This window comes from Paraburkholderia dioscoreae (genome assembly GCF_902459535.1).
Classification (GTDB): domain Bacteria; phylum Pseudomonadota; class Gammaproteobacteria; order Burkholderiales; family Burkholderiaceae; genus Paraburkholderia; species Paraburkholderia dioscoreae.
In genome coordinates this window covers 3,410,900-3,435,023 of sequence record NZ_LR699554.1, presented here as the reverse complement: position 1 = coordinate 3,435,023, position 24,124 = coordinate 3,410,900, and the positions used below count along the sequence as shown (strand labels likewise).

Genomic DNA, 24,124 nt, shown 5'->3' with positions numbered 1-24,124 from the left:
GTCCCTGATCCTTGCTTTGGGTTGAATGCAGTTCTGGGTTTATGCGCCAAAACTGCTACGCTTTATGTTCCACCTATGGGCGTTTGTATCGCCTATGGAAAATTATAGTGAGTCTAGAAGTGGTCAAAATAAATTTTCGGACCCCGTACAAACCCGCATGAGGGCTGTCGGTTTCGTCTGAAAATACGGCTCAAAGCCAAGCGCTGTAAGGCTTGGCGCGCACAGGCGCCGGTCTCGCCGGTTCGCGCGGCGATGTATTTTGGCCGCCACACTCGGTGTTTTCCCCTACCCGTCCAGATTTTTATTTTTTCTCGCCGAAGCCGCTCCTATAATTATCCATACACGAACTGATGTTCCGTATATGGAACATAGGGCTTCAGGAGAAGGCGAGAAATGACTGAACAATGGCGCTGCGCCGGCCATGCCGGCGACCTGTCCGATGACGCGCCGCTCGAGTTCAAACTCGACGGCACGGAGATCGGCATCTACAAGGTGGGCGATGCGCTGTATGCGCTGGAAAACGTCTGCCCCCATGCGTACGCGTTGCTGACGCAAGGCTTTATCGACGGCGACACCGTCGAGTGCCCGCTGCACGAAGCCGTGTTCCATATCCCGACCGGCAAATGCCTGAAAGAGCCGGGTGGCCGCGACCTGAAGACGTATTCGGTACGTCTCGCCGGCGAAGAAATCCAGATCAAGGTGGAATGACATGCGAGAGCAAACCGTGAACTTCAATCCCTTCCTGAAGCCGTGGCTCGCGCCGCAGCCGAACAACGTCGCCGGCAAGGGCGTGATCGAGAAGCCGGGCGAAAGCGAGAACTTCATCTGGCAAACGCGCAAGGCCGAGCCGACCCAATACGAAAACGATTTCGGCGACGCGCTCGAAAAAGTGTTCGAAGCGGGCGCAACGGAGTTGCAGGAAGTGGTCGACGGTTTGAACCGCGTCGGCTTCCGCACTCCGGAAGGCAATACGTGGGACGCCGAGCGCCTCGCCGCCGAATTCCGCCTGCTCGCCGAATAAGCGCGCTTTCCCGAACACGTTCATCGCATCCGCATCCGGAGTCTTTTCATGACGTCCCCCAATACAACGCAAGGCGCGGCCGACCCGATCCAGTCCTATCTGAACAAAGGTCTGCGCAACTACTGGTATCCCGTTGCGCCGAGCTGGCAAGTCGGCGACGCGCCGGTCGGCATCACGCGGCTGGGCGACCAGATCGTGCTGTGGCGCGACAAGGAAGGCAAAGTCCGCGCGCTCGAAGATCGCTGCCCGCACCGCGGCGCGCGTCTGTCGCTCGGCTGGAACCTCGGCGGCAGCGTCGCATGCTGGTATCACGGCATTGAAGTCGACGGCGGTGGCACGGTTACCAAGGTGCCTGCTGTATCGAACTGCCCGTTGGAAGGCCAGAAGTGCGTGAAGTCGTATCCGGTCGAAGAGCATGCCGGCGCGATTTTTCTGTGGTTCGGCGACGACGCGCATAAAGAACCCGCGCCGCTCGTGCTGCCGGAAGAACTGGTCGGCGAGGAATACGCGAGCTTCCTGTGCATGTCGCACTGGAAGTGCAATTACCAGTACGCGATCGACAACGTGATGGACCCGATGCACGGCGCGTATCTGCACGCGACCTCGCATTCAATGGCTGAAGGCGACAAGCAGGCCGACATGCGCGTGCGCAAGACCGAAACCGGACTGATGTTCGAAAAGATCGGCCAGCGCGATGTGAATTTCGACTGGGTGGAACTCGGCGAAACCGGTTGCCTGTGGATGCGTCTCGCGATTCCGTACAAGAAGAAGTTCGGGCCGGGCGGCAACTTCGGGATCATCGGCTTCGCCGTTCCCGTCGACGAAGACAACTGCCAGGTCTATTTCTGGCGTACCCGCAAGGTGCAAGGCTGGCAGCGCGACGCATGGCGTTTCATGTATCGCAACCGTCTGGAAGGTCTGCATTGGGCCGTGCTGGAGCAAGACCGCTATGTGCTGGAAAGCATGGCGCCGAATGCGCGCGATCACGAGTTTCTGTATCAGCACGACGTCGGCATGACGCGCGTGCGCCGCATGTTGCGTCAGCGTGCGCAGCAGCACTTCGCCGATCTGGACGCGCATCGCGCTCAAGTGGCCAGCGCCACGCCGGCAGCGGCAGAAGCAGGTCACAGCCATGCATAACGACGCGCCCGCAGCGCTCAACGGACGTCGCGTCCTGGTGACGGGCGGCGCGCGCGGTCTCGGCGCGGCATTCGTCCGCTCGCTGGTGCAAGCCGGCGCGCGCGTGGTGTTCGGCGACGTGCTGCATGAAGAAGGTGAAGCGCTAGCAGCGTCGCTCGCCGAACAAGGTCATGCGGTCACTTACGTGCCGCTCGATCTTGCCGACCCCGCAAGCATCAAGCAATTCGCTGAGCAGGGCGCGGCGCAACTCGGCGGCATTGACGCACTGATCAACAACGCGGCCATCACCAACTCAGGCGGTAAGTTCGCCGACGAGTTGTCCGTCGAGACTTGGGACGCCGTGATGAACGTCAACGTGCGCGGTACCTGGTTGATGAGCACCGCAGCGCTGCCGTATCTGCGCGACTCGGGCCGCGGCAGCATCGTCAACATTGCCTCGGACACGGCGATGTGGGGTGCGCCGAAGCTGCTCGCTTACGTCGCCAGCAAGGGCGCGGTGATCTCGATGACCCGCTCGCTGGCGCGTGAATTCGGCGCGCATCAGGTGACGGTCAATGCGATCGCGCCGGGACTGACCGAAGTCGAGGCGACCGCGTATGTGCCCGCCGAGCGTCATCAGTATTACCTGCAAGGCCGCGCGCTCACGCGCGCACAAGTGCCCGACGACGTCACCGGGCCGGTGCTGTTCCTGTTGTCCGATGCCGCTCGCTTCGTGACCGGCCAACTGCTGCCGGTCAACGGCGGCTTCGTGATGAATTGATCTTGTCGAATCGAAAGGAGAAAGAGATGGCGGACGCCGATATCGAACGCAAATCGTGGGAACAACCCGCGGACGCGAGCTTTGCCCAATGGCTGGACAGCCGCGTCGCGCGCCTGGAAACGCGTCGCTATGACTGGGATGCACTGAAGTTCCAGGCCGACTACGACCCGAAGTATCGCCGCGCGCAAATGCGCTATGTCGGCACGGGCGGCACGGGCGTCGCGAAAGACGTGAACACGGTGCCCGCAGGCGGCTTCACGTTCTCGACGATGGTGATCCCGGCCGGCAACATCGGCCCGAGCCATATTCATATGGATGTCGAAGAAATTTTCTTCGTGCTGCGCGGCAAGATGAAAGTGATCTGCGAGAAAGACGGCGAAACGTGGGAAGCCGTGCTCGGCGAGCGCGATCTGATCTCGGTGCCGCCGGGCGTGTATCGCACGGAAATCAACATTGGTGAACAAGACGCGTTGATGTGCGTGATGCTCGGTTCACCGAAGCCGATTACGCCGACGTATCCGCCGGATTCGCCGTTGGCCAGCCTCAAGCGCTAAGCCTTCAAACGCTACCGCAGTTTCAAAAACACCCGCGAAGGAAATCATGTCCGCTGTTCCATCCGTTACCGCAGATCCACACGCCACGCTCGAAGCGCGCCTTGCGCGTTTCCCGGCGCAGCAGATCTGGCTGGCGTCGCAACGCGCGGTGAGCTATCGCGAAGTGGATAGCGCCGACAGCGGCGCGCTGCCGCTCGTGTTGCTGCACGGTATCGGTTCGGGCGCGGCGTCGTGGGTGCAGCAGTTCGAAGTGCTTGGCGCGACGCGCCGCGTGCTGGCATGGGATGCGCCGGGTTATGGCGCCTCCACGCCGGTCGCGGCCGACTCGCCAACTGCGGCTGACTACGCGAACGTGCTGAAGGAATGGCTCGACGCGCTCGGCATCGAACGATGCGTGCTGCTTGGGCATTCGCTCGGCGCGATCATAGCCGGCGCGTTTGCCGTGATGCATCCGCAGCGCGTGGCCGGGTTGCTGCTGTTGTCGCCGGCTGGCGGTTACGGCGCGGCGTCGGCGGAGGTACGCAACACGAAGCGCGATCAGCGTCTCGCGATGCTGAACGAACTCGGCCCGCAAGGTCTCGCCGAACAACGCAGCACCAATATGTTGTCCGCTCATGCAAGCGACGAAGCTCGCGCATGGGTGCGCTGGAACATGGCGCGCGTGATCCCGCACGGTTATGCGCAGGCCACGCATCTGCTCGCCAACGCCGATCTGGCGAGTGACCTCGCGCGCCACCAGGGCCGCATCAACGTGGCCGTCGGTGCCGACGACACCATTACCACGCCCGAAGCCTGCGAGCGTATCGCGCTGGCCGCGGGCACCAAGTTGCAGGTCGTGCCTCGCGCGGGGCACGCCGGCTATATCGAAGCACCCGCCGCGTACACCGCGATCATCGACACGTTCTGTCGCACGAGCGACGGACAACGGAGCCAATGAATGACGCCCGACACCATTAACGCCGAGCGCGACGCGGACGACGACCGCAACGACACCAATGGCGACACTGCCTACCGGGTGCCGGGTCTCGAACGCGGTTTGAAGATTCTCACGGAGTTCTCGCCACGCGAGCCGGTTCTCGGCGCACCGGAATTATCGAAACGCCTGAAGATTCCTCGCACGACGGTGTTCCGTCTGCTGCAAACCCTGGAATCGCTCGGCTTTCTCGAGCGTGCCGACAAGGACCGCAACTATCGCCTCGGCGTTGCGGTACTGCGGCTCGGCTTCGAATATCTGAGCTCGCTCGAACTGACCGACCTCGGCTTGCCGGTCATCGAAGCGCTGCGTACGGAAACGGGCCTCACCAGCCATATCGTGATCCGCGATGGACGCGACGTCGTGTTCGTCGCCAAGGCGCAAAGCCATACGCCGATTTTCAGCTCGGTGAAGGTGAATGTAGGCACGCGTCTGCCGGCTCACGCCACCACGCACGGCCAGGTCCTGATGGGCGACCTGACGCTCGACGAGTTGAAAAAGCTCTATCCCGAGCCGGAACTCGAACGCTTCACGAAGCAGACGCCCACCACCGTCGACGACCTGTATGAACGGATTCGCGACGACGCACGGCGTGGTTTCGCGATCAGCGAGTCGTCGTTCGAGCGCGGCATTTCGGTGGTCAGCGCGCCGGTGCGCAACGACACGGGGCGCATCGTCGCCGTCATCACGACGACGATTCCGCGCCACGAGATCGACGCGTCGCTGCTCGATAGCGGCCTGATCGACAAGGTCCGCCGCGCCGCCGACGATCTTTCGCAGCGGCTCAACTATCGGCCGAAGGGTGGGCCGAATGCGGGCAGCAAATACATGAAGGCATTGGGGCTCTGATGATCCAAATCGACTTGACCGGGCAGGTAGCGGTGGTGACGGGCGGCTCGTCCGGCATCGGCCTCGCCACTGCCGAACTGTTTCTGCGGGCCGGCGCCTCGGTCGCGATCTGCGGCCGCGACACCGAACGTCTCGCGCAGGCGGAAGCCGCGCTGAAGGCGCAGTTCCCGCAGGCGCAACTGCTTGCGCGCCGCTGCGACGTGCTCGACGCCGACGACGTAAAAGCTTTCGCGGAAGCCGTGCAGAGCCGCTTTGGCCGCGCCGACATGCTGATCAACAACGCCGGCCAGGGCCGCGTGTCGACTTTCGCCGACACCACCGACGAAGCCTGGCGCGAAGAACTCGACCTGAAGTACTTCAGCGTGATTCGCCCGACCCGCGCGTTTCTGCCGATGCTGCGAGACGTTGCCGCATCGAACAGTAACGCCGCGATTGTCTGCGTGAACTCGCTGCTCGCACTGCAACCCGAGCCGCACATGGTGGCGACTTCGTCGGCGCGTGCCGGTGTGCAGAACCTGCTCAAGTCGCTCGCGGTGGAACTTGCGCCGCAGCGCATCCGCGTCAATTCGATTCTGATCGGCATTGTCGAATCGGGTCAATGGCGCCGCCGTTACGCGAAAGAAGCGCAGCCGGGTCAGAGCTGGGAGGACTGGACCGCCGAGCTGGCGCGCAAGAAAAACATTCCGCTAGGCCGCTTCGGTCGCCCCGAAGAAGCCGCTCAAGCGCTCTTTTATCTGGCTACGACGCTGTCGTCCTATACGACGGGCAGTCATATCGATGTTTCTGGAGGCGTTGCACGACATGTCTAATAAAACCACCGTTGGCGAACTGATCGCCGCCTTTCTCGAGCAATGCGGCGTTCAAACCGCATTCGGCGTGATCTCGATCCACAACATGCCGATCCTCGACGCGATCCACAACCGCGGCAAGATCCGCTATGTCGGCGCGCGCGGCGAAGCCGGCGCGGTGAACATGGCCGATGGCCTCGCACGTGTTTCCGGCGGCCTCGGCGTCGCGTTTACCAGCACGGGCACCGCTGCGGGCAATGCAGCGGGCGCGATGGTCGAAGCATTGACCGCGGGCACGGCGCTGCTGCATGTCACCGGCCAGATCGAAACCGAATACCTCGATCAGGATCTCGCATACATTCACGAAGCACCGGATCAGCTGTCGATGCTGTCGTCGATCTCGAAGGCCGCGTTTCGCGTGCGTTCGGTCGAAACCGCGCTGCCGACGATCCGCGAAGCCGTGCGCGTCGCGCAGACCGCACCGAGCGGCCCGGTGAGCGTCGAGATTCCCATCGACATTCAGGCTGCCGAAGTCGAATGGCCCGCCGATCTGGCCGCACCGCACATCACGACGCTCACCCATTGCAAGCAACGTGTCGCGCAACTCGCCGATTTGCTGGCCACGGCCAGGCGCCCGCTGTTGTGGCTGGGCGGTGGTACGCGCCATGCGACCAGGGCAGTTGAGCGTCTGGTGGCGCTGGGTTTTGGCGTCGTGACCAGCGTGCAAGGCCGTGGCGTGCTGCCGGAAGACCATCCGGCGACGCTCGGCGCGTTCAACGTGCACGCGGCGGTCGAGAGCTTCTACAAGACGTGCGATGCACTGGTGGTGGTTGGTTCGCGTTTGCGTGGCAATGAAACGCTGAAGTACAAGCTCGCGCTGCCGCAACCGCTGTATCGCATCGACGCCGACGCGCTCGCCGATAACCGCGGCTATCGCAACGAGATGTTCATTCACGGCGATGCATCGGCTGTGCTGGAAGAACTCGCGACGCTGCTCGAAGGACGCCTCAAGGTCGATCCGGCATTCGCGCAAGACCTCGCTGCCGCGCGCGAAAGCGCCGTCGCCGATGTGGGCAAAGGCCTCGGCCCGTACAAGCGTCTCGTCGACGCGCTGCAAGGGGCGGTGGGCCGCGACTACAACTGGGTGCGCGACGTCACGATCTCGAACAGCACGTGGGGCAACCGCATGCTGAAGATTTTCTCGCCGCGTGCTGGCGTTCATGCGCTCGGCGGCGGTATCGGCCAGGGCATGCAGATGGGCATCGGCGCGGCGCTTGCGGGCAGCGCGGCGAAAACCGTGTGCCTCGTCGGCGACGGCGGCTTGATGGTCAACGTCGGCGAACTCGCCACGGCCGTGCAGGAAAACGCCAACGTGATGATCGTGCTGATGAACGACCAGTGCTACGGCGTGATCCGCAACATTCAGGACGCGCAATACGGTGGCCGCCGTTGCTATGTCGATCTGCATCAGCCGGATTTCGCGCAGTTCTGCGAGAGCCTGAAACTCACGCACTACCGCATCAAATCGCTCGACCAGGCCGACGCGATCATTCGCGAAGGCATGGCGAAGACCGGGCCCGTGCTGGTCGAAGTGGACATGCTGTCGGTCGGCTCGTTCGCCACCGCGTTCGCGGGCCCGCCGGTCAAGGAACAGGAGCCGGAACATGCGTGATGCGGGTTACGCGGGGCATCACGCACCCGTCGACGTCGCGATGATCGGCTTCGGCGCGATCGGCCAGGCGGTGTACCGCTCGGTCGCTGCCGATCCGACGGTGCGCGTGTCGCACGTGATCGTGCCGGAGCGTCATATGGGGTCGGTGCGTGAAGTAGTGGGCGACTCGGTGGATGTTGTGGCCTCCGTGTCCGCCTTGAGCAGTCAGCCGCATTTCGCGCTGGAATGCGCGGGACATAGCGCATTGGTCGATCACGTGGTGCCGTTGCTGAAGGCCGGCACGGACTGCGCGGTTGCTTCCATCGGCGCGCTCTCCGACATGATGCTGCTCGACGCACTGTCCGCCGCCGCCGATGAAGGCGACGCCACGCTGACGCTGCTCTCGGGCGCAATCGGCGGCGTGGACGCGCTGGCCGCGGCCAAGCTCGGCGGTCTCGACGAAGTGCTGTACACCGGCCGCAAACCGCCCACGGGTTGGCTCGGCACGCCGGCGGAACAGGTCTGCGATCTGAACACGCTGAACGAAGAGAAGGTGATCTTCGAAGGCAGCGCGCGCGAAGCGGCGCGCCTCTATCCGAAGAACGCCAACGTGGCCGCGACGATCGCGCTGGCCGGCCTCGGTCTGGACCACACCACGGTTCGACTGATCGCCGATCCGAACGTGACGCGCAACGTGCACCGCGTCGTGGCGCGCGGCGCGTTCGGCGAGATGTCGCTGGAAATGTGCGGCAAACCGCTGCCGGACAATCCCAAGACGTCTGCGCTGACCGCCTACAGCGCGATGCGTGCGCTACGCAATCGCGCGGCGCGCTGTGTGATCTAAGCCATCAGTTGAATAGCTGAAGCAAACCGGAACGACCGACATGACTCACTTCGATACCAGCCTCGTGCCCACCGGCGATATTTTCATCGGCGGCGAATGGCGGCAAGGGCGTGGCAACCCGTACAAAAGCCTGTATCCGGCGGATCAGTCGGTCAACATGGAAATCTCGACGGCCAATGCCGACGACGCCCGCGACGCCGTGGAAGCCGCCGACATCGCATGGCGCCGCGCGGACTGGTCGGGGCTGAAGCCGCATCAACGCGCGCTGATTCTGTACCGCATCGCCGATCTGATCATGGCGCGCCATGAAGCGCTCGCGCAATTGCAGCGTCGCGACAATGGCAAGCCGATCGGCGAAACGCGCGTACTGGTGGCGAGCGCCGCGAATACGTTCCGTTATTTCGCGGCCTGCCTCGAAACGCTCGACGAAGAAGTCACGCCCTCGCGCGGCGACTATCTGACCATGAGCATCTATGAGCCGATCGGCGTGATCGCCGCGATTACGCCGTGGAACTCGCCGATTGCTTCGGACGCGCAAAAGCTCGCGCCGGCACTCGCGGGCGGCAACGCCGTGGTGCTGAAGCCGGCTGAAGTGACGCCGCTGGTCTCGCTGGCATTGGCGCGCATCTGCGAAGAGGCTGGCGTGCCGAAGGGCGTTCTAAGTGTGTTGCCTGGAAAAGGCTCGGTGATCGGTGACGTGCTGGTGCGTCATCCGCTGGTGAAGAAGGTGTCGTTCACGGGCGGCACCGAAGTGGGCCGCGGCATTGCGCGCATCGCGGCGGACAAGTTGATGCCGGTGTCTTTGGAACTCGGCGGCAAGTCGCCGACCGTCGTATTCGACGACGCCGATCTCGATCACGCGGTCAACGGCGTGCTGTACGGCATTTTCAGTTCGTCGGGCGAAGCGTGCATTGCGGGTTCACGCCTGTTCGTGCAGCGCTCCATTTACGACACCTTCATGAAGCGTCTCGCGGACGGCGCGCGCAAGCTGCGCGTGGGCGACCCGTCGCGTTCCGAAACACAGATGGGTCCGCTGATCACGGCGGCGCATCGCGAAACCGTCGAGCGTTATGTCGCGCTCGGTCTGGAAGAGGGCGGCCGTCTGCTGTGCGGCGGCGAGCGCCCCGTCGGCGACGGCCGCGAAGCAGGCACGTATTTTCAGCCGACGATTCTCGAAGGCCTGACCAACAACGCCCGCATCTGCCAGGAAGAAATCTTCGGCCCAGTGCTGGTGGCTATGCCGTTCGACGACGAAGCCTCGTTGCTGAAAGAAGCGAACAACAGCGTATTCGGCCTCGCTGCCGGCATCTGGACGCGCGACTACAAGCGCGCCTACCGGATTGCCCGCGCACTCGAAGCCGGCACCATCTGGATCAACACCTACAAACTGTTCTCGATCTCGACACCGTTCAGCGGCTGGAAAGAGAGCGGCATGGGACGCGAGAAAGGCCGGCTCGGCATCCGCGAATACATGCAACAGAAGAGCCTCTACTGGGGCTTGAACGACGCGCCGCTGGCGTGGGCGAACTAATACGCAGGATACGCAAGAGGCACGTTATGACGATTCTCGGCATTGAACAGATTATTTACGGCGTGACGGACCTCGCCGCCTGCCGCCGCTTTTTTGCGGACTGGGGCCTGAAGGAAGTCGCACACGACGAAACCCAGGCGCGCTTCGAAACGCTGAACGGCTGCACGGTTCTCGTCGTGAATGCAAACGATCCGTCGCTGCCGCCCGCGTTCGAAGAAGGCCCGACGCTGCGCGAAGTGACCTGGGGCGTGGCAACCAAAGCTGAACTCGACGAACTGCGCGGCCGCTTTGACGGCCAGCCGGGCCATTTCGAAACCGACGACGCCGTCGGCTGCATCGACCCGAACGGCATGGCGGTTCGTGTTGAAGTGACTCGCAAGCGTGCGCTCGACATTCACGGTTCGCCGTCGAACGTGTGGGGCCAGACGTTGCGCGTCGATCAGCCGTCGCCGATTTATGAGCGCGCCGAGCCGGTCGAAGTGGGCCACGTGGTGTTCTTCACGAACCGTCTCGCCGAACAGGAAAAGTTCTATCACGAACTGCTGGGCTTCGAAATGTCGGACCGTTATCCGGGCCGCGGCGCGTTCATGCGCTGCGCGCCGCACGGCGGGCACCACGACATTTTCCTGCTGGCGTTGCCGAACGGTAAGCGCGGCCTGAACCACGTAGCGTTCACCGTGCGCGATATCCATGAAGTGTTCGGCGGCGGCATGCATATCAGCCGCTGCGGCTGGGACACGCAGCTCGGGCCGGGGCGTCATCCGGTGTCGTCGGCTTACTTCTGGTATTTCCAGAATCCGGCTGGCGGCCTGATCGAGTACTACGCCGACGAAGACCAACTTACGCCCGAATGGCAGCCGCGCGATTTCGAACCGGGTCCGACCGTGTTCGCAGAATGGGCGATCGACGGCGGCATCGATGGCAATACGCGGCGCCAGAAAAATGCGAAGGCGCCCGAGGGCAAGTTCATGACGGAGCGGAAAAATGACTGACGCTGCCGCTGCAAAGGCGCAAGCCGCCCATGCCGGACTCGAAGCGCCGCGCACGATCGTCGTGATCGGCGGCGGTCAGGCGGCCGGCTGGGTCGTGAAAACCTTGCGCAAGGAAGGCTTCGACGGCCGCCTCGTGATGATCGCCGACGAAGTCCATCTGCCGTACGAACGCCCGCCGCTGTCGAAAGCGGTGCTGGCGGGCGAAGCGGATATCGACACCGTGCGGCTCGTCAAGCCCGACGACTTCGAAGCGCTGAACGTCGAGGCGTGGCAACCGGATTGCGCGACTTCGATCGATCGCGAACAGCGCATCGTGCGCACGCAATCGGGCCGCGAAGTGCAATACGACCGCCTGGTGATCGCGACCGGCGGCGCGGCGCGCAAGTTGCCGGAGTCGCTCGTGAAGACCTCGCACGTCGCCTACCTGCGCACGCTCGACGAAGCAGTCGCCTTGGGCGAGCGGCTGCGTGCCAGCAAACGCGTACTGGTGGTGGGCGGCGGCTGGATTGGCCTCGAAGTCGCGGCCACCGCGCGCAAGCTCGGCGTTGAAGCCACCGTGGTGGAAGGTGCGCCGCGTCTGTGCGCACGTTCGTTGCCGCCGATGGTGTCCGGCTTCCTGCTCGACCTGCATCGCGCGAATGGCGTGGACGTGCGGCTGAACGCCACGCTCGTGTCGCTCGAAGATCATCCGAACGACGCCACCCGCATGCGCGCCACATTCGCGGACGGCTCGACGCTCGACGCCGATTTTGCGGTGGCCGGTATCGGTCTCACGCCGCACACGGCGTTGGCGCAAGCCGCCGGCGTGAAGGTGGAAGACGGCATCGTGGTCGATCACTTCGGCGCCACCGACGACCCGCGTATTTTCGCGTGCGGCGACGTCGCCAATCATCCGAGCGCGTGGCTCAAGCGCCGCGTGCGGCTCGAATCGTGGGCCAACGCGCAAAACCAGGCGATTGCCGCCGCCAAGGCATTGCTCGGCATCTTCGAACCTTACGCGGATATTCCGTGGTTCTGGTCCGATCAGTACGACGTGAATCTGCAGATTCTCGGCGACATTCCGGGCGACGCGCAATTGGCTGTGCGCGGCGATTTGCCGGGCAAACGCGCCACGCTGTTTTATCTGGAAGACAGTGCGATTCGCGGCGTGATCGCGATCAACACACCGCGCGAACTGAAACTGTCGCGCAAATGGATGAACCAAGGCCGGACCATCGACCTTGCGACCCTAACCGACGCCACAACGGCGCTTGCCTAACCACACCTACGACGGACGGCACAACGGCATGAGAACCATCGACAACACCATGGGGGACCGCAGCAGCGCCGGTGTCTCAGGCCCTGCGACCCGGGGCTCGATCATCGCGCGTCTCGAACGCTTGCCCAGAAACGCGATGCAGGTGCGCGCGCGCATACTGATCGGTCTCGCGACGTTCTTCGACGGCTTCGACGTGATCGCGATCGCGGCCACGTTGCCGATCCTGATCGCGAAGTGGCATCTGACGCCGTGGGAAATCGGCTTTCTGATCGGCTCCGGTTCGGTCGGACAACTGATCGGCGCGTTCGTCTTTCCGTGGTACGCGGAGCGCAGCGGACGCGTGAAGGCGATCGCGTTGAGTTCGGGGATTATCGGCATCACCAGCATTGCATGCGGTTTTGCGCCGACGTTCGCGGCGTTCGTTGTATTACGCGTGATTCAGGGGCTCGGGCTCGGCGGTGAATTGCCGGTGGCCGCGACTTACATCAATGAGATCAGCCGGGCGCATGGACGGGGACGTTTCGTGCTGCTGTATGAAATCGTCTTTCCGGTCGGCCTGCTCGCTTCGAACGCATTGGGTGCGTGGATCGTGCCGCGTTTCGGTTGGCAAGCCATGTACTTTATCGGCGGCATGCCGTTGATCCTGTTCTTCGTGCTGCGCAAACTGGTGCCCGAATCGCCGCGCTGGCTCGCCGAACGTGAACGGATGGCCGATGCGGACACGGCGGTGCATGCGTTCGAACGTGCGGTCAAAGGTCCGCTTCCGCCGGTGACGCATTCGGCCGAATTCGAGGCGATGGCCAATCGTCACCCGAAGCGCCGCATGAGTGACCTGTTCGGTCCCGCGTACCTCAAGCGCACGCTGGCCGTGGCGATGCTGTGGATCACCTGCGGTTTCATTCAATACGGCCTCTCGACGTGGCTGCCGACCATCTATCGCACGATCTATCACGCGCCGCTGCAACTCGCGCTGAATCTGGCGGTGGCGGCTTCGGTGCTCGGCGTGGTGGGTTCGCTGACCTGTGCGTTGCTGGTCGACAAGGTGGGGCGTAAGCCGATCATCAATCTGTCGTTCGTGGCATGTGCGCTGTCGTTGCTGCTGGCGGGCGTTTTCCACGATTCGTCGGTGTATGTGGTGGCGACGTTCTGTGCATTCTCGCTGGGCTTTCTCGCGTGCGGTTTTATTACGGCCTATGTGTATACGCCGGAGCTGTATCCGACCAGCATCCGTGCGATGGGTTGCGGTGTCGGCGGCGCGTGGTTGAAGGTCGCGGCGATCTTTGCTCCCGCTATCGTGTCCAAGACGATGATCGGCGGGAACTTGCAGGTAGCGTTTTATATTCTTGCGGCCGTGCCGTTCCTCGCGGCGGTGGCGGTGCATTTTCTTGGGATTGAAACCAAGGGCAAGGTGCTGGAGCAACTCGAGGCTTGAGGTTTGCCGATTTCGGTTTGAGGCGGGAATGAGTTTGGTGGGCGGTTGATGTTGTAATGCCGCGATAGCAGGGAGACGAGGGGCGCACCGGGTGGTGCGCCCTTTCGTTTTCGGGGTGGGTAGGTGCGGGAAGTTTCCTAATTCAATTGAAGATCGATCCGCTATAAATCGGATTCAGCTTTCGGTATCGTCTAGGTAGTTAGCAAAACTACAGGTTGGTGTAATGGTGATATCGATAAAAAATTCGTTTCGATGCCGGTGCCTTTTCCACCGCGCGCGGCGGGTTGCGAATGGCGGCGCGGTGGCTGCGATGGCCGGTCTGTTGGCTTCGGCCATGCCCGCGTACGCTGACGAGATCACTTACGGATACGACGCACTGGGCAGGCTCACGTCTGTTTCCGTGGCGGGCGCAACCGCGTATTACGACTACGACGCGGCGGGCAATATAACGGCGATCCGTCGGCAGGCAATGGTGTCCTCCACGTCTTCTGCGCCCGGCGCGACGGCTGCGCAATCTTCTGGCGCTCAAGTCCCCGTTTCCGCGCTCGCCTCTACGGCAACCAGCCTGCGCTAGCCGAGCGCGTCACCTCTTTTCCTCCCGGGAACCCCATGCAAGTCTTTGATGCCCTGGTGGCGCGTCGTGCGCTGCGGCGTCCGTTCGTTCTGTTGCTGTTCTTCATGTTGCTGTCGTGGTTCGTGGTGCCGCATGCGCATGCCAACGACTATTGCAACAGCCGATACATTGCCGCTGGTGCTTATCCCGCCGATCCGCAATGTCCGCTGAAGGCGGCGGCCGCCGACTTCGGCGGCATGGGCGGTTACGTGTGTGGCGATCCAAACGTGATCGCGGAATATTGCAGCGGCCCGGCGGGGACCGACACCACCGAACCAGCGTCGCCTGAAGGCAGCATGCCCGACGTGGGAGGGAACGACTGTTCGAGCGACGCCACGGCCGGTTGTGGCAACAGCACCTCGGGCGCCGATCCGGTGAACCTGTACACAGGCCAGTTCTACCAGTACGCGCATGACCTGTCGGTTGCAGATACAGCCGGAAGCCTTGATCTCACGCGGGTCTACCGTAGCGGCGCTTACGATGCGTCGGGCAATCCGTTGGCCGGTGCCTTTGGCGTCGGGATGAGTTTTACCTACGACACGATCCTTGCCATGAGCACTGATCGTCAGCGGTTCGAGTTGCGCGAGGCGTCAGGCATTCGCGTGCCGTTCACGCCGCGCGCGGGTAGCAGCAAGATCTGGGACGACCTGACAAGCCCGGGAGAGTACTACCGCGCGCGGATCGATGCCGTCGGCAGTTCGGGCATGACGCTGACGTTGCGCGATGGGCGGACTCAGCAGTTCACGATGATTGCCGGCGTCTATCGTCTGGTCCGGTTGCAGGACCGCAATGGCAACGCTGTCGTGATCGCACGCGACAGCAAAACGGGCGCGGTCATGACCGTCAGCAGCCCGAACGGCCGATTGCTCGATTTCACTTCGGTCACTGGCAGCCGCGGCACGCCGCTGGTTTCGCGCGTCAGCGATCCGCTCAAACGTCAAGTGAACTACCAGTACGACGGTCAGGACCGGCTGATCCAGTTCACGGACGCGGGCGGTGGTGTATGGCGATACGGCTGGGACAACCAGAGCCGTCTTGTCACTGTCACCGATCCTCTGGGCAACGTTCAGGTGAACAATACTTACGGGAATGGGCGCGACCTGAAGGACCGCGTTGTCTCGCAGAAGCTCGCTGACAACAGTACGTTCGGCTTCGCATACACGGTGGTCAACGGCAAGGTTGTGCAGACCGAAGTGACGGACCGCCGCGGCAGTGTTCGCCGGCTGGAATTCGATGCGAGCGGCCACGTCTTGCGCAATACCTATCCAGCCGGGCTCGACATTGTCCAGGTCCAGACCTATGCGTATGACGCCACCGGTCGGGTGACGAACCGCACATGGGCGGATCGCCAGTACAGCTACGCCTATGACACGAATGGCAACCGCATCGGCGAGGCCGATCAATACGGCACGCTGGTTACGCGTAGCTTCGACAGTTACAGTCGGCTGCTCACGGAGGCACAGGCCGGCGACCCGCAGCGCGGCGTGAGCACGATCTACGCGTACGACGCGAAAGGCAATCTCCTGACGGTCACGGACCGGCTCGGTAACCGTACGACGCTGACGAACGATAGCCGTGGGCGCCCTCTTACGGTGACCGATGCCCTGAAGGGCTTGACGAAATATGTCTGGACCGGCGCTGATCTGACCAGTGTCACGGATCCACTAAACCGTACTACCCAATTCACGACTGATGCCGCCGGCCGGTTGACGGCGGTACAGGATCCGCTCGGCAATAGGACGTGGCGCACGCTCGATGCACTGGACCGGACTACGGATGTCACCGACGCCGCAGGCGGGGTGAGCCACTTCACATGGGACAGTGGCGCTCACCTGCTCAGTCAGGTCGATCCAAAGGGTGTCACGACGCGCTACACGTACGACGCGATTGGCCGCCCGCGCACTAAAACCGATCCGTTGGGGCACAGTGAAACGTATACGTGGAACAGCGCCGGACAGATCGAGTCGTTAACTGACCGTAAAGGTCAGGTGACGAGCTACACCTACGATGCCGCTGGCCGCGCTTTGCAGACGGACTTCCGGACGGAGCCTGGCGCGTTGCCGGTTCGAAGCTGGGCGTATGGCTGGAACGATGCACTCGACAAGCTGAACGGCACGCGCGACTTCATTCCTACCGCGGACGGTCGGCACCAGAAGGAAGTCGATACGGTATTCCACTACGACAGCCTTACCGGCAAGCTGGTCCGCGCATTGGAGATCCCGACGTTTCAAGGAATCTGGACGTATCGCTACGCGCCCGACACCCGTGATCTGGCCGGCATCGATATGGATCGCGCAACGGTGAACTACAGCCGTGACGCGGAACATCGGGTGACCCAGATCCAGTATGAGGTAAATGATGAAGCGCCACGCACGTTCAATTACGCGTACGACCCGCTGGGGCGGCCCGGTCAGGTCACGTTTGCCAATGGCATCGTGGCAACCTATACGTGGGACGCCGCGAGCCAGTTAACGGGCATCACCTACAGGCGTGCTGACGGAAACGTACTGGGCGACCTGACATATGGCTACGACCTTGCAGGCCGGCGCACCAGAGCAGGTGGCAGTCTTGCGAAGGTCAACCTGCCGCAGGCGGTGAGTGACGCGCAGTACAACGGCGCGAATCAGTTGACGCGCTGGGCGGGGAAGACACTGTCGTACGACCTGAACGGCAATCTCGCTAGCGATGGTGTGAATCAATTTGGCTGGAACGAGCAGAATCTGCTGAGGCAGATCAGCGGCGGCGTGACGGCCAGCTTCAGTTACGACATGTTCGGCCGGCGCAACGATCGCACGGTCGATGGCCACCGCATGCAGACGGCCTGGATTGGCGATGAACTGAACTTCATGGTGCCGGATGGTGACTGGTCACAGCGTATTCGCATGTTCTCGCCTTATCAGGCAGGCGGCCCGGATGAGCTGACGTTCCGGCGTATTGGTGACGACGCGAGCCTGGACAGGTATGTGCTGCGCGATGCGAATAATAATGTGATCGCGCTCACGGATGCGGATCAGCAAAGTCAGACGCAGTACAGCTATGAGCCATACGGCGCGACTGTTCAGACAGGTGTTGCCGATCCCAACCCGCAGCAGTACACCGGGCGGGAGAATGATGGGACGGGGTTGTATTACTATCGGAACCGCTACTACAACCCGGCGACCGCAAGATTCATCAGTGAGGACCCCATAGGCTGGGCAAGTGGGCAGACGAACGCGTATGCTTACGTGGGTGGGAATCCGGTGCAGTTCAGCGATCCGGAGGGGTTGCAGATGGCGTTCCCCATTCCAGTGGGTCCGATGCCAGGTGGAGGGGGTGGGCAGGCTGGTGGTGTCCCGCGGTGGTTTAACGATCTGGTCAGCGGACCAACATGGGTGAAGCCGCCGGCAAATGCCTACGATCCGAACGGACCGAAGGCGCCCGGTAAGCCCTCAGCGGCGGATGGGTATCAAGATCCCAAGAATGGTGAAAATTGGGTACCCAATCCAAATCCGGGAAAGGGAGGTTCTGCGTGGGGATGGGAAGATTCCAGTGGGGACGTCTGGTGTCCGACCGGACAGGGCGGCAATGCCCACGGCGGTCCACATTGGGATGTTCAATCTCCCGGGGGACGTAACAGAAACGTCAGACCTGCAAGGCAGTGATGAAGAACATTCAGATCATTGATGGGGCACAGAATTGCGTTTATGACATATTCTCTGCTACCGATGAAGAGTTTGCTTTGCTGTTTCCAGGTGGAACCGACATTGCCTTTATTGATGAGGTTTACGCGGGAGGAGATCAACGGTTGCTTGACGTGGCATTCAAAAGTATCTGGCAACGTCGGGTCAAAAAAGCGGAAGCTTGTGGCATTCACGGGATCATCTTCTATGAACTTGAAGAGAAGAAGGCATACTACCCGACAAGGCGAGATGAGGAAGCTACCAATCCTGATGGTTCCAATCTTCGGTAGTTATGTATGAATGCCACTGGAAGACAGTGTCCTGTTGGGCATTGCTAGCATAAGTCTGAAGTTGCAATCTGAACGAGGGGCCGCATTTGCGGCCCTTCTGTATTTAAAGCGGTGTAATGATGAGTTTCTGGTGTTCGACGGTGATACGCACGCGCTGTCCGGGCTCAAAGCCGGCGGTTTCGATCCATCGTCCGGAGAGCTTCATCCACGGAAAGGTGGCCGGCTCCTTGCGCATATGGAAGGGCAGGCGTGCCGGTTTCTGGTAGCGCCAGGATTCCTGGATGGTGACAGAGCGTTCGGTGACGGGTGGACGTGCTTTATGATTGGCATCAGCCATGATCAACTCCTTGTGTGAGTTGGTGGTGGTCAGCGGGCGGTGAGTGTTGACGCACTCATTGCCCGCGCTGCGTTTACATCACTTCAGTCTGGACGACCATCGTTCGGCCTCGTACTTGATGATCATGCCTTCGAGCAGTTGCTTGATAACGGACTGCTGCTTCCTGGGCATGCTGGCGATGGCCTGGAACTGCATGGCCAGATCGGCGTCAGGCTCAAGCTCCTCTTCCTCAAAAATCAGGGAATCGGTGGTCACACGCAAGGTCCTGGCAATCTTCTTGATAGCCTCCAGGGACGGTTGCGAGGTACCGGCTTCATAGCGCTTGATCTGGGTGATGTGCAGGCCGATGGCGTCGGCCAGTGCCTGCTGTGTCAGGCCCTTCTGCTTGCGCAGGGTGGCGAGTCGTGCGGCGATGCTCATAGTAGAAAACCAGTGAGTCGAGAACGCCACGATCGTATCCCCACGAAAACATCAAACTTGACATTGGTAGCATACAAGATACTAAAATATAGAACAAGAGAGTCTTGACAGGTTTTAGCCAAAGGACGGTTTGATGGCCCGTATTCCGGATGCAGAGCTTGAGCGCCTGAAGGCCGAGGTGTCGGTGGAGCAGCTCGTGCGCGCGCACGGCATCGGGCTCGTGAAGTCGGGACGCGACTGGCGGGGGCGCTGTCCGTTCCATGAGGACGGCACGCCGTCGCTGGTGGTGACGCCTTCGAAGAACCTGTGGCACTGCTTCGGCTGCGGGCTCGGCGGTGGTCCGGTGGACTGGGCGATGAAGGCGAACGGGATCTCGTTCCGGCACGCGGTGGAGCTGCTGCGTGAGGGGATTCCTGCTTTAGCGGCCAAAGCGGGCGAGCGCACGACGGTGCGCGCGCTGGAGTCGCCGGTGTCGGTGGAGGTGGATGATGCGGCGCTGCTCGATCAGGTGGTGGACTATTACCATCAGAGCCTGAAGAGCTCGCCCGAGGCGCTGGCGTACCTGGAGAAGCGCGGCATTGCGGCGGCGGTGGAACCGTTCAGGCTGGGGTTTGCGAACCGGACGCTGGGGCTGCGGCTGCCTGAGAAAAATCGTGTTGCGGGCGAGGCGATCCGCACGCGGCTGCAGCGAATCGGGGTGATCCGCGAGAGCGGTCATGAGCACCTGAACGGATGCATCGTGTTCGGGTGGCGTGACGAAGCGGGGCATGTTGCGGGGCTGTACGGGCGCAAGATTGTGGAGAACCAGGCGCGCAACCTGCCGAAGCATCTGTATCTGCCGGGGCCGCATCGCGGGGTGTTCAACGCGGACGGTGTGCGTGGCCAGCGGGAAGTGATCGTGTGCGAATCGGTCATTGATGCGCTGACGTTCTGGTGTGCGGGGTGTACGAATGTGACGGCCGCGTTTGGTGCGGACGGGTTCACGGAGGATCACCTTGCGCTGTTCAGGGCGCAGGGCGTCGAGCGGGTCATCATCGCGTACGACCGGGATGCGGCGGGCGATGCGGGCGCGCAGAAGCTGGCACAGCGGCTCACGGTCGAGGGGATCGGATGCTACCGGGTGCAGTTCCCGCACGGACTGGACGCGAATGAATATGCGCTGAAGGTGACGCCAGCGGCGAAGAGCCTGGGTGTGCTGGTGCGGCGTGCGCAGTGGCTCGGCAATGGGGCGGCGCCTGTGCGTGAGGTGGTGGTGCCCACTCCTTCGTTAGCGGCTGGAAGTGCGCGGGCCGCGAAGCCGGTGCCGGTTGCAGGGCTGGCGGCAGAGGTGGCTCCGTTACCGCGTAACGCTGAACCACCCACCTCTTTAGCCGCTAAAGAAGCGGTCGTGCTGCCGGCGAGCGTTGAGCCCGCGGCGCCGGCATTCGATATCCCGTGCGAGGTGAGTGGGTCGGAGATCGTGTTCGCGCTGGATCCGGTGCGCTACCGTGTGCGCGGGTTCGATGCCAGGGCGAAGGCGACGGCGGGCGTGCTGAAGGTGAATGTTCTGGCGAGCGTGGGCGAGCGGTTCCACGTCGACACGTTCGACCTGTACCACGCGAAGGCGCGGGCGAACTACATCGCGCGGGCGGCGGCGGAGTTGCGGCTGACCGATGATGTGGTGAAGGCGGACCTCGGGCGGGTATTACTGAAGCTGGAGATGTTGCAGGCGGCGGCCGATGCGCCGGCGGCCGGCGCACAGATGAGGGCCGATGAAGAGCGCGCGGCGCTCGAACTGCTGCGCACGCCGGCGCTGCTTGAGCGGATCGTGACGGACTTCGCGGCGTGTGGCGTGGTGGGCGAGGAAACGAACAAGCTCATCGGGTATCTGGCTGCGGTGTCGCGCAAACTCGATACGCCGCTGGCGGTGGTGGTCCAGAGCTCGAGCGCGGCGGGCAAGAGCTCGCTGATGGATGCGGTGCTGGCGTTCGTGCCGGAAGAGGAGCGGATCAAGTACTCGGCGATGACCGGGCAGAGTCTCTTTTACATGGGCGAGACGAACCTGAAGCACAAGGTGCTGGCGATCTGCGAGGAGGAAGGGGCGAGCCGTGCGGCGTATGCGTTAAAGCTGCTGCAAAGCGATGGTGAGCTGACGATTGCATCGACGGGCAAGGATGCGCAGACGGGCAACCTGGTGACGCAGGAATACCGTGTTGAGGGTCCGGTGTCGATCATGCTGACGACGACGGCGATCGAGATCGATGAGGAACTGCTGAACCGCTGCCTGATCCTGACGGTCGACGAGGGACGTGAGCAGACCGAGGCGATCCACCGGCTGCAGCGTCACAAGCGGACGCTCGACGGGCTGAAGCTGAAGGCGCAGAAAGAGCGCGTGCTGTCGTTACACCGTAACGCACAACGGTTGCTGAAACCGCTGGCTGTGGTGAATCCGTACGCGGACCAGTTGACGTTCCAGTCGGAGCGTACGCGCATGCGCCGCGACCACGAAAAGTACCTGACGCTGATCGACACGATTGCGTTGCTGCACCAGTACCAGCGGGAAGTGAAAACGGTGCGGCATGCTGGGGCCGAGCTGGCCTATATCGAGGTGACGCTGGCCGACATTGAACAGGCAAACCATCTGGTGCATGAGGTGCTGGGCCGGAGCCTGGACGAGTTGCCGCCGGTGACGCGGCGGGTGCTGGAAGAGATTGCCCAGGCGGTGAAGGCGAAGCCGTTGCCGCGTGCGTCGGTGCGCTTCAGCCGGCGCGAGGTGCGGGAGTGGACGGGGCTCGGTGACACGCCGCTGCGCAAGCACCTTGAACGGCTGGTCGAACTGGAATACCTGCTGACGCACCGCGGGCAGCGTGGGCAGAGCTTCGAATACGAACTGATGTATGACGGCGACGGCAGCGACGCGACGCACCTGGCGGGTTTGCTGGATGTGACTACGATTGGCAGTTCGCCCCCCGGTGAAGGTGAGTTCGCTCCCGGTTCGCTCTGCCAGAACTCCCCTTCTGCTCCCCCATTGCTCCCTGTGCAAAACCGCGCAGATTCAGGCGGTGAAAGGCCGTGCGGCGATGAGTCGGGAAACGAAGCAGAACTGCATATCTACGGGAATAAAAAACCGGATGTGGCAGTGCGTACGTCGTACCAGCGGGAGCCGATGTGATGGAAAGCGGTGAAGTGGTGCGACGCAGGAAGCGCAAGCTGCGGAAGAAGCGCAGCGACGCGGTGCACACGCCTGAGCACGTGGAGAGCGCGCTGATGGTGTTTGTTAAAGGGTATCTGGACTGGCTGGCGGTGACGGGTCGCACGGAGCAGACGGTGCGCAGCCGGTTGGTGGCGCTGGAGCGGTTCGTGCGGTGGTGCGCGGAGCGCAGCCTGAGCCGTCCGCAGGAGCTCACGCGTTCGGTGCTGGAGGCGTACCAGCGATACCTGTACCTGTACCGCAAGCAGGACGGCAAGCCGCTGACGATCCGCACGCAGCAGACGATGCTCACGCCGCTGCGCGGGTGGTGCCGGTGGCTCTCGCGCGAGCAGCACGTGCAGTACAACGCGGCGGCGGAGCTGGTGCTGCCGCGCGCTCCGAAGCTGCTGCCGAAGGTGGTGCTGTCGGTGGTGCAGGTTGAGCGGCTGATGGATCAGCCGGACGTGGGCGGACTGACGGGGGCGCGTGATCGCGCGATCCTCGAGGTGCTGTACAGCACGGGGATGCGGCGCATGGAACTGATCGGGCTGACGATCTCTGACATCGATCTGTCTGGCGGCACGGTGATGATCCGGCAGGGCAAGGGCCGGCGGGACCGGTATATCCCGCTGGGCGAGCGTGCGTGCTACTGGGTGGAGTGGTACTGCGACCGGATACGGCCGTCGCATGCGGTGAGGGCCGACGAATGGACGCTGTTCCTGACGGACTACGGCGAGCCGTTCGGCAAGGGACGGCTGTCTGATCTGGTGAAGCGTTACATGGAGAGGGCGGGCATCCGAGAGGGGGCGTGTCACGTGCTGCGGCACGCGTGCGCGACGCACATGCTGGAGAACGGTGCGGATATCCGGTTCATCCAGGCGCTGCTGGGCCATGCGGACCTGTCGAGCACGCAGATCTACACGCAGGTGGCGATCGGGAAACTGAAGGAGATCCACGCGGCGACGCATCCGGCGAAGCTGGAGCGTGATGCGCTCTCCCTCCTAGTCGCTATCGAGGCCGAAGCGGACGGGGACGCCGAATAAGGGAGTGCGGACCTGGCGGTCCGATGGTGAGGAAGATCCAGCGGCCTGCGGCCGGAGACCTGGAGGGGCCGGGGGTAAATTGCCTGTCCCCTGCGGGCCAGTCAATTAAACATAACGCTCAGAAATTAGCACCGGTTAGCGGGCCGGCCTCGCTCCACCTGTCCCGTTGGCCGGCCCGCTAACCGGTGCTAATTTGCGTTATGTCTGGCGCCCCCGGCCCGGCCGGGTGCGCGAGGCGCACAGCAATACATCAGGGCCGCTGTGCGGCCGGAACCTGGTGCACGCAACAGCAATGCATGGCGCTGCGCGCAAGGCAAAGTCAGGGGCCGCGAGGCGGCCGGTCATGGAGTGAGCCCCGCCCACCCGTCAGTCTGCTGCGCGCGGGCTGCGGCCGCGGTGCGGCCTTCGCTGCGTGCTCGCAGCCTGCCTCCCGTCCGCCCCCATGGGGCTCCCCAATGTGCCGTTACTGCGTAACGGAAAACAGACCCCTAACGAAAAAGCGCAAAGCGTGCTTCGCATGCGGTGCAAGCCGCCATGTCGTCTTGCACCGCATTGCTGAGCGTAGAACCCGGTGGCCGTCAAGGCTGCCCTTCGGCGCGCGGTGCGCGGCCCTGACGGAGTAAGCGCGTGAGGTCAGCGAGGCATCGTTACCGCGTAACGAAGGCTTGCGCGATTCTGGCGCAGTGGGACACGACGGCCCTGTTCCGCCGGGTTTGCCGTCTCCCTTCGGGAGCCGTCAAACCCGGCGGGCGACAGCAACGTTACCCATCCGGCCAGGTGTCGTTACGCGGTAACACCTG

21 protein-coding genes are annotated in these 24,124 nt (G+C 62.8%); 19 read left to right on the top strand and 2 right to left on the bottom strand.

Annotated elements, in window-relative coordinates; all coding sequences use genetic code 11:
- The first annotated feature begins 393 nt into the window (after positions 1-393).
- The 17 genes from PDMSB3_RS35470 to PDMSB3_RS35390 all read left to right on the top strand — a co-directional run bounded on the left by PDMSB3_RS35470 (position 394) and on the right by PDMSB3_RS35390 (position 18,355).
- Complete coding sequence (locus PDMSB3_RS35470; protein WP_006047381.1) at positions 394-708, top strand: non-heme iron oxygenase ferredoxin subunit; 315 nt, start codon at positions 394-396, stop codon at positions 706-708.
- Between the two features lies 1 nt (position 709).
- A complete protein-coding gene (locus tag PDMSB3_RS35465; protein ID WP_007178572.1) occupies positions 710-1,021 on the top strand; it encodes a recombinase-like helix-turn-helix domain-containing protein in 312 nt (103 codons plus the stop codon).
- A 48-nt stretch (positions 1,022-1,069) separates the two neighbouring features.
- A complete protein-coding gene (locus PDMSB3_RS35460; protein WP_007178571.1) occupies positions 1,070-2,161 on the top strand; it encodes an aromatic ring-hydroxylating dioxygenase subunit alpha in 1,092 nt (363 codons plus the stop codon).
- Positions 2,154-2,921, top strand: coding sequence for an SDR family oxidoreductase (locus tag PDMSB3_RS35455; RefSeq protein ID WP_007178570.1), 768 nt, complete (start codon positions 2,154-2,156; stop codon positions 2,919-2,921). Before PDMSB3_RS35460 ends, PDMSB3_RS35455 begins: the two co-directional genes overlap by 8 nt.
- 26 nt (positions 2,922-2,947) lie before the next feature.
- The gene (locus PDMSB3_RS35450) at positions 2,948-3,475 is read left to right on the top strand and encodes a cupin domain-containing protein (RefSeq protein ID WP_165189560.1); all 528 of its coding nucleotides are present in this window, start codon (positions 2,948-2,950) and stop codon (positions 3,473-3,475) included.
- Between the two features lie 46 nt (positions 3,476-3,521).
- Positions 3,522-4,412 (top strand): alpha/beta fold hydrolase, encoded by an 891-nt coding sequence (locus tag PDMSB3_RS35445; protein ID WP_165189558.1) that lies wholly within the window; start codon positions 3,522-3,524, stop codon positions 4,410-4,412.
- The gene (locus PDMSB3_RS35440; RefSeq protein ID WP_007178567.1) at positions 4,413-5,297 is read left to right on the top strand and encodes an IclR family transcriptional regulator; all 885 of its coding nucleotides are present in this window, start codon (positions 4,413-4,415) and stop codon (positions 5,295-5,297) included.
- Positions 5,297-6,106 carry an SDR family oxidoreductase gene (locus tag PDMSB3_RS35435; protein WP_007178566.1) on the top strand — a complete coding sequence of 270 codons (810 nt, stop codon included), beginning with the start codon at positions 5,297-5,299 and terminating at the stop codon, positions 6,104-6,106. Before PDMSB3_RS35440 ends, PDMSB3_RS35435 begins: the two co-directional genes overlap by 1 nt.
- Positions 6,099-7,757 carry a thiamine pyrophosphate-binding protein gene (locus tag PDMSB3_RS35430; RefSeq protein WP_035516860.1) on the top strand — a complete coding sequence of 553 codons (1,659 nt, stop codon included), beginning with the start codon at positions 6,099-6,101 and terminating at the stop codon, positions 7,755-7,757. Before PDMSB3_RS35435 ends, PDMSB3_RS35430 begins: the two co-directional genes overlap by 8 nt.
- A complete protein-coding gene (locus PDMSB3_RS35425) occupies positions 7,750-8,580 on the top strand; it encodes an aspartate dehydrogenase (protein WP_007178564.1) in 831 nt (276 codons plus the stop codon). Before PDMSB3_RS35430 ends, PDMSB3_RS35425 begins: the two co-directional genes overlap by 8 nt.
- Positions 8,581-8,620: 40 nt before the next feature.
- Positions 8,621-10,111: an aldehyde dehydrogenase gene (locus tag PDMSB3_RS35420; protein ID WP_007178563.1), complete on the top strand. Its 1,491-nt coding sequence runs from the start codon at positions 8,621-8,623 to the stop codon at positions 10,109-10,111.
- 26 nt (positions 10,112-10,137) lie between these two features.
- Complete coding sequence (locus PDMSB3_RS35415; RefSeq protein WP_007178562.1) at positions 10,138-11,103, top strand: VOC family protein; 966 nt, start codon at positions 10,138-10,140, stop codon at positions 11,101-11,103.
- Positions 11,096-12,361, top strand: coding sequence for an NAD(P)/FAD-dependent oxidoreductase (locus PDMSB3_RS35410; RefSeq protein WP_007178561.1), 1,266 nt, complete (start codon positions 11,096-11,098; stop codon positions 12,359-12,361). Before PDMSB3_RS35415 ends, PDMSB3_RS35410 begins: the two co-directional genes overlap by 8 nt.
- Positions 12,362-12,389: 28 nt before the next feature.
- Positions 12,390-13,793 carry an MFS transporter gene (locus PDMSB3_RS35405; RefSeq protein ID WP_007178560.1) on the top strand — a complete coding sequence of 468 codons (1,404 nt, stop codon included), beginning with the start codon at positions 12,390-12,392 and terminating at the stop codon, positions 13,791-13,793.
- Positions 13,794-14,103: 310 nt separating this feature from the next.
- Complete coding sequence (locus PDMSB3_RS35400) at positions 14,104-14,367, top strand: RHS repeat domain-containing protein (RefSeq protein WP_232064410.1); 264 nt, start codon at positions 14,104-14,106, stop codon at positions 14,365-14,367.
- Between the two features lie 35 nt (positions 14,368-14,402).
- Positions 14,403-18,047, top strand: coding sequence for an RHS repeat-associated core domain-containing protein (locus PDMSB3_RS35395; RefSeq protein ID WP_165189556.1), 3,645 nt, complete (start codon positions 14,403-14,405; stop codon positions 18,045-18,047).
- On the top strand, positions 18,047-18,355 hold the full coding sequence (locus PDMSB3_RS35390) for a hypothetical protein (protein WP_154872429.1): 309 nt from the start codon (positions 18,047-18,049) through the stop codon (positions 18,353-18,355). Before PDMSB3_RS35395 ends, PDMSB3_RS35390 begins: the two co-directional genes overlap by 1 nt.
- Before the next feature lie 103 nt (positions 18,356-18,458).
- On the opposite strand, the gene PDMSB3_RS35385 is transcribed toward PDMSB3_RS35390, so the two are convergent.
- Positions 18,459-18,692: a SymE family type I addiction module toxin gene (locus tag PDMSB3_RS35385; protein ID WP_165189552.1), complete on the bottom strand. Its 234-nt coding sequence runs from the start codon at positions 18,690-18,692 to the stop codon at positions 18,459-18,461.
- A gap of 78 nt (positions 18,693-18,770) precedes the next feature.
- Positions 18,771-19,112, bottom strand: coding sequence for a helix-turn-helix domain-containing protein (locus PDMSB3_RS35380; protein ID WP_035516857.1), 342 nt, complete (start codon positions 19,110-19,112; stop codon positions 18,771-18,773).
- Positions 19,113-19,245: 133 nt separating this feature from the next.
- Here PDMSB3_RS35380 and PDMSB3_RS35375 point away from each other — a divergent pair, with 133 nt between their 5' ends.
- Together PDMSB3_RS35375 and xerC are read left to right on the top strand one after the other, a co-directional pair.
- Positions 19,246-22,263: a CHC2 zinc finger domain-containing protein gene (locus PDMSB3_RS35375; protein WP_165189550.1), complete on the top strand. Its 3,018-nt coding sequence runs from the start codon at positions 19,246-19,248 to the stop codon at positions 22,261-22,263.
- Positions 22,263-23,324: a site-specific tyrosine recombinase XerC gene (xerC, locus tag PDMSB3_RS35370; RefSeq protein WP_165189554.1), complete on the top strand. Its 1,062-nt coding sequence runs from the start codon at positions 22,263-22,265 to the stop codon at positions 23,322-23,324. The genes PDMSB3_RS35375 and xerC overlap by 1 nt, the downstream gene beginning before the upstream one ends.
- Positions 23,325-24,124 lie beyond the last annotated feature (800 nt).

What these genes read in the sequence shown, in the direction of transcription:
- PDMSB3_RS35470 (WP_006047381.1), top strand. Translation starts at nt 394, where the DNA reads ATGACTGAACAATGGCGCTGCGCCGGCCATGCCGGCGACCTGTCCGAT.
- PDMSB3_RS35465 (WP_007178572.1), top strand. Translation starts at nt 710, where the DNA reads ATGCGAGAGCAAACCGTGAACTTCAATCCCTTCCTGAAGCCGTGGCTC.
- PDMSB3_RS35460 (WP_007178571.1), top strand. Translation starts at nt 1,070, where the DNA reads ATGACGTCCCCCAATACAACGCAAGGCGCGGCCGACCCGATCCAGTCC.
- PDMSB3_RS35455 (WP_007178570.1), top strand. Translation starts at nt 2,154, where the DNA reads ATGCATAACGACGCGCCCGCAGCGCTCAACGGACGTCGCGTCCTGGTG.
- PDMSB3_RS35450 (WP_165189560.1), top strand. Translation starts at nt 2,948, where the DNA reads ATGGCGGACGCCGATATCGAACGCAAATCGTGGGAACAACCCGCGGAC.
- PDMSB3_RS35445 (WP_165189558.1), top strand. Translation starts at nt 3,522, where the DNA reads ATGTCCGCTGTTCCATCCGTTACCGCAGATCCACACGCCACGCTCGAA.
- PDMSB3_RS35440 (WP_007178567.1), top strand. Translation starts at nt 4,413, where the DNA reads ATGACGCCCGACACCATTAACGCCGAGCGCGACGCGGACGACGACCGC.
- PDMSB3_RS35435 (WP_007178566.1), top strand. Translation starts at nt 5,297, where the DNA reads ATGATCCAAATCGACTTGACCGGGCAGGTAGCGGTGGTGACGGGCGGC.
- PDMSB3_RS35430 (WP_035516860.1), top strand. Translation starts at nt 6,099, where the DNA reads ATGTCTAATAAAACCACCGTTGGCGAACTGATCGCCGCCTTTCTCGAG.
- PDMSB3_RS35425 (WP_007178564.1), top strand. Translation starts at nt 7,750, where the DNA reads ATGCGTGATGCGGGTTACGCGGGGCATCACGCACCCGTCGACGTCGCG.
- PDMSB3_RS35420 (WP_007178563.1), top strand. Translation starts at nt 8,621, where the DNA reads ATGACTCACTTCGATACCAGCCTCGTGCCCACCGGCGATATTTTCATC.
- PDMSB3_RS35415 (WP_007178562.1), top strand. Translation starts at nt 10,138, where the DNA reads ATGACGATTCTCGGCATTGAACAGATTATTTACGGCGTGACGGACCTC.
- PDMSB3_RS35410 (WP_007178561.1), top strand. Translation starts at nt 11,096, where the DNA reads ATGACTGACGCTGCCGCTGCAAAGGCGCAAGCCGCCCATGCCGGACTC.
- PDMSB3_RS35405 (WP_007178560.1), top strand. Translation starts at nt 12,390, where the DNA reads ATGAGAACCATCGACAACACCATGGGGGACCGCAGCAGCGCCGGTGTC.
- PDMSB3_RS35400 (WP_232064410.1), top strand. Translation starts at nt 14,104, where the DNA reads ATGGCCGGTCTGTTGGCTTCGGCCATGCCCGCGTACGCTGACGAGATC.
- PDMSB3_RS35395 (WP_165189556.1), top strand. Translation starts at nt 14,403, where the DNA reads ATGCAAGTCTTTGATGCCCTGGTGGCGCGTCGTGCGCTGCGGCGTCCG.
- PDMSB3_RS35390 (WP_154872429.1), top strand. Translation starts at nt 18,047, where the DNA reads ATGAAGAACATTCAGATCATTGATGGGGCACAGAATTGCGTTTATGAC.
- PDMSB3_RS35385 (WP_165189552.1), bottom strand. Translation starts at nt 18,692, where the DNA reads ATGGCTGATGCCAATCATAAAGCACGTCCACCCGTCACCGAACGCTCT.
- PDMSB3_RS35380 (WP_035516857.1), bottom strand. Translation starts at nt 19,112, where the DNA reads ATGAGCATCGCCGCACGACTCGCCACCCTGCGCAAGCAGAAGGGCCTG.
- PDMSB3_RS35375 (WP_165189550.1), top strand. Translation starts at nt 19,246, where the DNA reads ATGGCCCGTATTCCGGATGCAGAGCTTGAGCGCCTGAAGGCCGAGGTG.
- xerC (WP_165189554.1), top strand. Translation starts at nt 22,263, where the DNA reads ATGGAAAGCGGTGAAGTGGTGCGACGCAGGAAGCGCAAGCTGCGGAAG.